This window comes from Photorhabdus sp. RM323S, assembly GCF_042879375.1.
Taxonomy (GTDB): Bacteria; Pseudomonadota; Gammaproteobacteria; order Enterobacterales; family Enterobacteriaceae; genus Photorhabdus; species Photorhabdus tasmaniensis.
On the sequence record NZ_JBHFKZ010000187.1, the window covers coordinates 1 to 578 of the forward strand.

Genomic DNA, 578 nt, shown 5'->3' on the forward strand with positions numbered 1-578 from the left:
ATATGATGCTGGGTCAGTAAAAACTGATAGTCGTCATCCGTCAGCCGGATAAGCACCGCCCGGATAAGCGGCCCCCGACTGAGTTCAAATGGCGCAGACACGGCTTCGGTATACAGTTGTTCAAGTGCAATGTCCGCCGCCGGGTGCTCACGCAAATCATGTTGCACCAACGGCAACCCACTCTCTTTTGCCAGCAGCCGGACCTGCGGCTGATCATCAACAGAGATAAATACCGTGCGCAGCGCTTCGTGGCGGGCAAAGACGGTATCCCATGCCTGCTGCCAGGCTGCCATATCCAGCTGGCCACGCAAATGCAATGCGAGAGGGATATGATACGTTTCACTGACGCCTTCGAGCTGAGCCAGGAACCATAAGCGCTGTTGTGCGAATGATAACGGTAATCTCCCTTCCCGGGAGACGGGTATTATGGCAGGCAATGCAGTGCTGTCTTGTGTATCAAGCCGGGTCTGCACCGCCTGGGCTAAGGCCGTCAGCGAAGGCGCGTTAAACAGCTCCGTCAGAGGTAATTCCACACCCAATACCGCCATTATCCGGTTTATTACCCGCACCGCGACGAG

1 protein-coding gene is annotated in these 578 nt (G+C 55.9%); it reads right to left on the reverse strand.

Annotated elements, in window-relative coordinates:
* Window positions 1–578, reverse strand: a 578-nt coding sequence (locus ACGF7G_RS22595) for a condensation domain-containing protein (RefSeq protein WP_387468529.1), incomplete at both ends; no start/stop codon positions are given.